Source organism: Microcoleus sp. S13_C5 (genome assembly GCF_036700845.1).
Lineage (GTDB): Bacteria > Cyanobacteriota > Cyanobacteriia > Cyanobacteriales > Microcoleaceae > Microcoleus.
This window is the reverse complement of record NZ_JAUBPR010000180.1, coordinates 1-9,666: the sequence shown is the minus strand read 5'-3', so window position 1 is coordinate 9,666 and position 9,666 is coordinate 1. Positions and strand designations below refer to the sequence as shown.

Annotated in this window: 4 protein-coding genes and 1 pseudogene; 3 read left to right on the top strand and 2 right to left on the bottom strand. The window is 44.5% G+C overall.

What is annotated here, in order from left to right; all coding sequences use genetic code 11:
* Positions 1-283: 283 nt before the first annotated feature.
* Complete coding sequence (locus QUA04_RS27470; protein WP_333263305.1) at positions 284-436, bottom strand: hypothetical protein; 153 nt, start codon at positions 434-436, stop codon at positions 284-286.
* 223 nt (positions 437-659) lie between these two features.
* Here QUA04_RS27470 and QUA04_RS27465 point away from each other — a divergent pair.
* Positions 660-1,392 (top strand): annotated as a pseudogene (locus QUA04_RS27465) (IS1 family transposase).
* A 164-nt stretch (positions 1,393-1,556) separates the two neighbouring features.
* Here QUA04_RS27465 and QUA04_RS27460 read toward each other — a convergent pair.
* Entirely contained in the window at positions 1,557-7,058 is a 5,502-nt protein-coding gene (locus tag QUA04_RS27460; protein ID WP_333263302.1) for an AAA family ATPase, read from the bottom strand.
* Between the two features lie 101 nt (positions 7,059-7,159).
* Between QUA04_RS27460 and QUA04_RS27455 the strand changes: the two genes are divergently transcribed.
* Positions 7,160-7,420 carry a MoaD/ThiS family protein gene (locus tag QUA04_RS27455; protein WP_333263299.1) on the top strand — a complete coding sequence of 87 codons (261 nt, stop codon included), beginning with the start codon at positions 7,160-7,162 and terminating at the stop codon, positions 7,418-7,420.
* A 315-nt stretch (positions 7,421-7,735) separates the two neighbouring features.
* Positions 7,736-9,013, top strand: coding sequence for a valine--pyruvate transaminase (locus tag QUA04_RS27450; protein ID WP_333263296.1), 1,278 nt, complete (start codon positions 7,736-7,738; stop codon positions 9,011-9,013).
* Positions 9,014-9,666 lie beyond the last annotated feature (653 nt).

Below are 9,666 nucleotides of genomic sequence, written 5' to 3'. Positions count from 1 at the left end.
TAATCAGTGGTTTGACTCATTTCTATTGGTGGCCGGAAGCAAAAGTTTAATCATGGTTAATCGACCGGACATGATATAAGTTGCTCGTATTCTATAAGTGGAAAGTGTGTCATTGTTGTGTTGAACTTGACGGCAGTTAATTGGGTTGGGATTTACGTATTTGTTATGTAACGCCACTCAAAGGGCGACCTTACGACCTATCTTGGCTTTAGTCGGATTGATAATAAAATGCACCGCTGTCAGCAAACCGCGAATCATGAAAATGAGCTAGCAACAAATCTGATTATTGAGGCTGGATTAAACCTGCAATTATAGCAGTAACCGGAGCCAAGAAAATTAGGTTGCGATCGGGTTCTACGGCTAATTTTAGATTTTCCCAAGGGTTGTTGTCAAGTATCGGCAATTCATCTGGGGCGACGGCGTGAAATCTTACCACAACTCTTGAATTAGAGATTGCTGTTCCGTTCGCTAAATTTTAGGCAAAAAACACTGTTTGATCGATCGAACTCCACAAATGGCCACAATCTTATACTTCGGCGGGTGCACAGGGGAAAAAACAAAATGCTGTGCGATCGAGTTTATTGGGCGTTGCTGAAGTAGGGTATGATAAATTTATAGGGCGAGCACCAAAAAATAACACTTCAAAAAACGCAGAGCTTATGCAATGTCCTGAATGTCAGTCAACTCATGTTAATAAAAATGGTCATAAAAAAGGTAAACATAATTATATTTGTGTTGGTTGTGGCAGACAATTTATAGATTGTTATCAACCTGATAAAGGTTATTCTGAAGATGTGAAACGTGAATGTCTCAAAATGTATGTCAATGGTCTGGGTTTTCGAGCAATAGAGAGGATTAAAGGAGTACATTACACCAGCATTATAAATTGGGTATAGCTTGTAGGAGAATTGCTCCCTGACACTTACGAACCAGAGACAATTCCCGAAGTTGGAGAACTTGATGAACTAGAAACATTTGTTGGGTCAAAAAAAAAAATTCGGTTTGGACAGCGGTAAATCACTTTCAACCAGGGATTTTGGGATGGGTACTGGGCGACCATAGTTCAGCAACTTTTCGACCATTGTGGGAATTAGTTAGTAACTGGAAATGTTATTTTTATGTCACAGATGGATGGCCTGTTTATCCCATGTTTATTCCAGATGGAGACCAAATCATCTGTAAAACTTACATGACCAGAGTAGAGGGCGAAAATACGCGGCTACGACATTACGCAAGCGAAACTTCATCGCCAGACACTGTGCTATTCTCCAGGAGGGAGAAATGCTCAAACATTCCATAAGGTTAGTAATTCATTATCTTAAGTTTTGGGATGTTCTGGTTCCCTATCCATCGTATCATTTCAATCGCGCTCAAACGAGGCAAATCGGGTAGCCCAAACATCCCTTGACCGCAGTTATCATCCCTAAAATCAGCAACGCCCCGCGAAGAGCGTTGCTGATTTTAGGGATGACAAGAATTTGGCCTGATGTCCAATCCGTGGGAGGGACGCGAAATTTCGCGTCTCTCTGTGGACTCGCCTCTACAAATTAGATGCGTTATTTTAGGGGAATCGCGATCGCAAATTCTGTCCCCTGGCCTTTTTCCGACAAACACTCCAAAGTCCCGCCATGTTTTTCTACCACAATAGAATGCGAAATTGACAACCCCAAACCCGTTCCTTTCCCCACGACTTTTGTCGTAAAGAAAGGTTCAAATAAACGCTGTCGCACTGACGATGGAATGCCAGGGCCATTATCTTTAATCCGAATCACCACCCAATTTTTCTTAAAATCCATCTCAGTGCGAATAATAATTGTATTGGGATTGGCTTTAATTTCCTCAAAAGACCATCCTACACTATACTCTTCTAGCGCATCAATGGAATTAGCAAGAATATTCATAAACACCTGAGTGAGTTGTCCGGGATAGCAGTTGACAATGGGCAAATCCCCGTATTCTTTGATAATTTTAATGTCGGGGCGTTTTTCGTTGGCTTTGAGCCGGTGTTTCAAAATCATCAACGTGCTATCGATCCCTTCATGCAGGTTGAAAGCGACTTTATGACTCGAATCCGATCGCGAGAATGTTCTCATCGACGCGCTAATCTGGCGGATGCGATCGGTTCCCTCTTTCATCGCTGAAAGAATTTGCGAGAAATCGTCAATCAGATACTCTAACTGAATATCTTCTGCATGGCGGGAAATTTCCTCCCCCGGTTCGGGAAATTGCTGCTGATAAAGGTGCAAGTGTTCGAGCAGGCTTTGAAGATATTCTCCGGCGTAGACTATATTACCCGAGATAAAGCCAATAGGATTATTAATTTCGTGAGCCACCCCAGCAGCTAGTTGACCGAGACTCGACATTTTTTCGCTCTGAACGACTTGGAGTTGTGCTTCTTGAAGTTTTTGAATAAATTCCTGTAAAGCGTTGTTAGAGACTTGCAAATCCTGGTAAAGAGTGGCATTTTCTAGGGAGATGGCGGCTTGAGAAGTGAGAATATTTAAGACTTTCAGGCGAGCGCGCGTAAAAGCTCCCGTCGTCAGATTATTTTCCAAGTAAAGAATCCCGACGAGTTTGCCTTGATTGACGAGGGGAGTACACAATAAACTTTTAATTTGGGATTGGATAATATAAGGATCGGCCCCAAAGTTTTTGTCATCCGTAGCATCCTCAAGTAACAGAGTTGATTGAGTGCGCCAAACATAGTTTATAGGAGTCTGTGGAATTTCCTGACTGTCGCCGAAGGGAAGCGAGCGCAGCACCGTTTTTTGGGAAGTGTTGCTGAGGGCGATCGCGGCGAGTTCCAAATTCTCAGCCTTGAGTAAAATAATCGCGGCTTTTTCCGCCCCTGAATTCTCCAGCACTAACTGCATCAAGGTTGAGAGCAACTGCTCAATTTCGAGAACCCCAGAGACAGCTTGAGAAGCTTTAATCACCGACGACATATCTAGAATGGCGGAAACACTTGTACTCGTGTGAGTCACCGTTCCATTTGTAATCTGAGCAATCGTCGCGGCGCTGCTGGAATTGAGGCTGATATTTTCGCGAGATAGGATGGGAACCAGTAATTGAGGATAGCGTTTTTCCAAGTCTTCAACTTTAGCTTTCGCACCCCAGCGAGCATAAGCGTAGTAAGCTTCTATCATATAGACAGCAGCGATTTTATCTTTGCCCCAGTCCAGATAAAGTTTAGCGGCGAGTTCGTTTGCCAGGGCTTCTTCTTGGATGTATTCGTGTTTTTTGGCGAGTGCGATCGCGCGATCGTAAGCGTCTATCACTTCCCCATAAAACCCTTGCACCCGACTCAATTCTGCCTGCACCAGCTCAAATTTATGCAAATAATTCATCGGGGCATAACTCGCCCAGTTTTTCATTTTTCCCTGATTCGCTGTCACGCGATCGAGCAAAAGCGTTTGCTCGCTTGCTGGGATCTCAGAAAACACCGCCAGCCGAGCTAAAGAATCGTAAAAATGGAAAAGAGGCACAAATATTGTCCCCGTTACGCCGCCTAAATAACTTTCTGCCTTGGCTGCATTTTCCACAGCTTGGCGCGACTCGCCAAACAGATAGCAGAGAATCATCTTATTAAAATATAAATAGCACAATGCCGTGACATCATTTTCTTTTTGATGAAGGAGCAGTCCAGTTTCCTCGTCATAAATTTCACCCATTAAACGCCAAGGCTCTTGAGTTTGCCCCATTAAACTCGAAACAGCTTGCCAGAAAATACGATGATAATTAAGAGCGGTTTTTTGCTTAATCTTAGCAATAAAATCACTAAAAATTGCCATTTCCTGTTCGAGTTCGCCCAAATTTTTGCCCGTGAAATACAAATGGTGGCAGAGTTTGTGAGCGGCTAAGCCAGCAAATTCTAAATCTCCTGTTTCCAGCCCGCTATAGTAGGCCGATCGCAAAGGATTTAAGGTTTCTCTAAAATGCTGTTTCCAATGGATGATATTGCCATTTACCGCAAACAAGGTCTTCGCTTTAAATTTTTTGGCATCGCTTCTATCCGCCACACTTAAAGCCAGTTGACCGAATTGAAAACCCGCCTCAATATCTCCAACGATCGCACACATAATTAGCCCAAAACAGGCATACGCAAAGGAAGACTCAGCCACATTGCCAGATTGAATCGATAAATTAACCTGTTTAAATACAATCAGCGGCATCAATTCCGGCACCGCTTGATAGGCAGCCGAAATCACACTGGCTAAAATAGACATGGCTGCTTTATTGTCAGCATCCGTCATGTCCGGCAAATCTTTTAAATCCTCAATGCGTTTCCCGGTCAAATTTGACAGGGTTTCTCCCAGTCCCAAATGAATGTCTGACGGGTTCGGCGATTCTGGAAAGCCTACGCTCAATAATTTTAGAACTTGCAGCGCTATTTTTATCGCTTCTTTGAGCTGGTTCTGGGTTGTACAAGCTTGGATTTTAACCTCATAAACCTTCACCTTATCTAGCAGTTTGATCGCTTGTTGCAACACCTCATCTGCTAAGCGTTCCATCTCATCAAACTTCCCGCCTAGATAGTTTGCCTCTACCGCTGCCACAGATAGCGCTAATGTTAGCTCGTATTGCGTTTGCCAGCTAGAATCTGCAAGAAGTTCCAGCCCCATATTTAAATACCCAATCGCAGCGGCATAGGCAGTAGAATCTCTGGCTTTCTCTGCAGCGAGTAGATTTAACTGAGCGAGTTCATCCCGCTCGGTGCGATCGCGAATTAAGGTCACTCCCACATTCAATTGATTGACAATTTCAAAAATATTATCTTCCCGTTGTTCAGCCGGCGTATTGCTTAATAGCAATTTGCCAATTTTTAGGTGAGTTGACTGTTTCCGATCGGAGGGAATCAGAAAATAAGCGGCTTGCTGAACGCGATCGTGGAGAAATTTATACTTTGGTAAGGGGCTATTAGGGATTGGGGATTGGGAATTATTCTCTTTCCCCAGTCCCCAATCCCCAGTCGCCAGTTCCTCTTGATTGGTAAAAAATTTGTAAACTTCGCTGATTGGCAGCACTAACCCTTCCTGCAACGCCCTCCACAGCTCAACCGCTGTTTCCGAGAGGGATTTCTCGCACACCAGTGCAAGGGTCGCTAAATCAAATTGACTGCCGACACAAGCGGCTAGTTTCAAGACTTCCCGCGTATTAACCGGCAGCTTTTGCAATTGAAGTGCCATAAACTCAACTACATCATCCGTTACAGCCAGCGCTTTTACCTCGGCGATATTGCACTGCCAATACCCGCGATCGAAGTCAAATGAAATTAGGCCATCTTCGTGCAGAGATTTGAGGAATTGATTGGTAAAGAAGGGGTTGCCTTTGGTTTTTTGAAGCACCAGTTCCGTCAGAGGGACTGCTACTTCAAGGGGACAACTCAACGTGTCGGCAATCAAGCGATTTAGGGAGGGTAGAGCGAGAGGAGCGAGGGTAATTTGATTGATTGTCGCATTAGTTTTGCGAATTTCCTCTAAGCTCAGCATCAGGGGATGAGCGGGGCTAACTTCGTTATCGCGATAGGCTCCAATAAGTAACAGATACTTACTATCTGTATCGCTCATCAGTAATTGGATTAAATTCAACGAAGCAGAATCTGCCCATTGCAAGTCATCGAGGAAGATAACTAAGGGATGTTCGGCTTGAGTAAAGACTCGAATAAACTTGCCCAGGAGTAGATTGAAGCGATTTTGAGCCGCCGTTGAGGAAAGTTCTGTGACGGGAAGCTGCTTGCCAATAATTAATTCGACTTCTGGGATGACATCGACGATAACCCGCCCATTTTCACCGACCGCTTCTAGAATTTTGGCTTGCCATTGAGTCACTTGGGCGGCACTTTCATTTAGCAATTGTCGCATCAAATCTCGGAATGCTTGCACAAATGCCGAGAAGGGAATATTGCGCTTGAATTGGTCAAATTTTCCCGTTATAAAGTAGCCCCTCTGCCGCACAATGGGTTTGTGGACTTCCTGAACCACGGCAGTTTTACCAATCCCCGAAAAGCCAGCCACTAGCATCATTTCAGTGGTTCCTTGGCGGGGGGATTTTTCTTGTGAGGTTGTCTGTTTTATGGCAGGATTAGCATCCAACCCCCCTACGCGGTCAAAAGCGGCTAATAGGGCGGCGACTTCGGCTTCTCTCCCATAGAGTTTTTCAGGAATGAAGAAGCGATCGCTAATGTCTCGCTGTCCTAAAGAAAACTGGTCAATACTGCCGTTAGATTGCCATTGCTGCCAACAATTTTCTAAATCGTGTCTGAGTCCCAAGGCACTTTGATATCTGTTTTCAGCCGTTTTTGCCATCAATTTGACAATAATGTCATTTACCATTTGGGGAATGGCTGGATTCACTTCAATTGGGGGCGTGGGTTTCCGGGCAATGTGGCAGTGGACTAATTCCATCGGATCGTTAGAATGGAAAGGGAGTTTTCCAGTTAGTAATTCGTAGAAAGTGACTCCAAGAGAATAGAAATCCGTGCGGTAGTCGATCGCCCGATTCATGCGACCCGTCTGTTCCGGTGACATATAAGCGAGCGTCCCTTCTAGCACGTTCGGGCTTTGAATCTCTTGGTTTTCTCTGGGTAAAAGAGAGGCGATGCTGAAGTCAATCAAGAATACTTGCTTTGTTTGCGGGTTAATGATGATATTATGAGGTTTAATATCTTTATGAATAATTCGGTTAAGATAAAGTCCTTCTAGGGTACGAGCGATCGCGATCGCGATTTTGAAAAATTCATCTAGAGGCGGTTGGCGATCGTGATACTCTGTCAGGGCCACCCCGCCCGTATCTTCCATCACCAAGGCTAACCCATTGAGGTAATTTTCCAAGCACAAGGGTTTGATAATTCCTGGTAGTTCGAGATTTTTAGTAATAGCGTACTGATTGCGGAACCGCACCAGTTCCGAAAAACTGGGATACTCAGCTTTGAGCAGTTTGATGATGACAGGTTTTTGCTCTGATAAAGAAACCGCGCGATAAACTTGAGTTTTTGCTCCGTCGTAGATTTTTTCTTGAATCTCGTATCCAGAAATCGCGATCAAATTAGGGGTTTGCATAGTTGGGGATCGTATAAGAAAATGACTTACAGCTATTTTATAACCTTATTAAGGAAGTTAATAATAATCGTATAATTTGTAATGTATTTTCGTAATTTCTTATGTCGGGACCTTCACTCACTGTCAGCGTCAAGTTATTTGCTGCCTATCAAGAAGCTTGTGGCGTGCCGGAACTGGTATTAGAATTTCCCACGGCAACCCCAGTCGCCGCCGTGCGCGATCGCCTGATAGCCCAGCATCCAGAACTCGCTCGCTGGCGCGACTTGACCCGCTTCGGCATTAATCTCGAATTTGTCGAGCCCGATATCACTTTACAAAATGGCGATGAAGTGGTATTGATTCCCCCCGTCAGCGGCGGCTAAAAATTCACAAAGGATTAAATTAATGCAAGAATTTATAACCGGAAGTGTAAACGCCAACAAACTCAATTGGCGTTGCTGAATCGACGTATGAAATCCCACAACCCAACACGAATGTAGAGACGCGAAATTTCGCGTCTCTACAAGGGGAGAGGACATCATGCCAAATTCTTTTCATCCCTCAAATCAGCAACGCCGTTTATTGAATTAATCAGAAGCTCGATCAACAACCCATGCCCCAGACAAGCTAGGCTAACGCCTGCGACTGGAGTTATCATGGGTAAACTGTAAACTTCTATTATTGTCGCTGCATTTGCTATGAACCCTGCCCTGACTCAATTTGGCGCTCAGATGTCCCACCTCACGGGAGTTCGGGCAATTATGAAAGATATTATTGAAACTCTCAGAGCCGGCAGCGGGCAGGAGTTTATCAATTTGAGCGCCGGAAACCCGGTGATTTTGCCGGAAGTTGAGCAGTTGTGGCGCGACTGCACTGCGGAACTTTTGGCGAGCCCGGAATACGGCGAGGTGGTTTGTCGCTACGGTTCCAGTCAAGGCTATCAGCCGTTGATTGATGCGGTGCGGACGGATTTCAACCAGCGTTACGGGCTGAGTTTGACCGATCGCAATATTCTAATTACTCCCGGAAGTCAATCGATTTACTTCTACGCAGCCAACGCTTTCGGCGGCTACACTACCAGCAAACAGCTTAAAAATATTGTTTTACCGCTGAGCCCAGACTACACCGGTTACGGCGGCGTTAGCTTGATTCCCGAAGCGGTAGTCGCTTGCAAACCCACCCTCGATATTGATGCGGCTGCTCACAGGTTCAAATACCGCCCGGATTTCAGCCAATTGTCGATCGACCAAACCACCGGTTGCGTCATTTTTTCCCGTCCCTGCAACCCCACTGGCAATGTTCTCACCGACGACGAAGTTAAGAAAATTGCCGATTTAGCGGCCGCTTTTGACGTGCCGGTGTTGGTTGATTCCGCCTACGGCCCTCCCTTCCCGTCCTTGAATTTTACCGAAATGACGCCGATTTTTGGCGGCAATATCGTGCACTGTATGAGTTTGTCGAAAGCCGGATTGCCGGGAGAAAGAATCGGAATTGCGATCGGCGATGAAAAAATCATTCAAATATTAGAATGTTTTCAGACCAATATGTGCATTCATTCGCCAAGATACGGACAGGCGATCGCAACTCGTGCCATTACGTCCGGCGCTCTTGCCGACATCTCCATCAACGTAATTCGGCCGTACTATCAAAGTAAATTTGCGATCGTAGAAACCACCCTAGAACAAGCAATGCCGAAAGATTTGCCGTGGTTTTTGCACCGGGGCGAAGGAGCAATTTTCGCATGGTTGTGGCTGAAAGATTTGCCAATGACTGATTGGGAACTGTATCAAGAGTTGAAAAAAGTCGGCGTAATTGTCGTGCCAGGAAGTTCTTTCTTCCCCGGTTTGCGAGAAGATTGGCATCACAAACATGAGTGTTTACGTATTAGTTTGACTGCAACAAATGATGAGATTGAAACGGCTATGAAACGCTTGGCTCAAATGGTAGAAAAGCTTTATCTGTCAGTTGATAGTTGACAGTTGACAGTTGACTGTTAACATTCCCCATACTTTGGGTACGCGGTTCCTGAGCGACTCGTGCTGACTGGAGTTTAGACTAAAAAAGTACGATAGCACGTGGCTGCATTACGATCACCCCAGCAAACTCGAAGGGGTTAGAGACTGGACAACAGAGAAAAAAATACCGGGTCAGCTCATGCCTGAGTTGACCCGGATGACGGAAAATGGGGGAAGTATCACCAACCCCGATCAACCGCTATGAATGTTGTCACTCAATTGCAACAGTTTCGTCAAGCAATATACCAAAATCGTAAGGATTCAGGTCAGGTGAAAAGCAGTAAAACCTATACGGTGTAACCATTTGAGTGAATAACGATCCATATCCATTCTTATTAAGAAACCATGAAAGCTTCATGAAAGCTTTTATTTTCGTACATCTTGAGAATTAACCTGTTGATTTAGCGAATGCTTGAATTTTAGAAGTCTTTCTGTGACTACGTTTTAGATACCTGAATTCGGCTCTACCGAACCTAGGATGTAAAAAAGTTAATAATTTTTATAAAAATTAACTACAAAGTATAAAAATTAGGCGCTGGAAAGCTATTATATATTGACTTACAGGTATTTTTATGATTAAATAAAGTTAGACATTGCATAAATTAAAATAAAAA

What these genes read in the sequence shown, in the direction of transcription:
- QUA04_RS27450 (WP_333263296.1), top strand. Translation starts at nt 7,736, where the DNA reads ATGAACCCTGCCCTGACTCAATTTGGCGCTCAGATGTCCCACCTCACG.
- QUA04_RS27455 (WP_333263299.1), top strand. Translation starts at nt 7,160, where the DNA reads ATGTCGGGACCTTCACTCACTGTCAGCGTCAAGTTATTTGCTGCCTAT.
- QUA04_RS27460 (WP_333263302.1), bottom strand. Translation starts at nt 7,058, where the DNA reads ATGCAAACCCCTAATTTGATCGCGATTTCTGGATACGAGATTCAAGAA.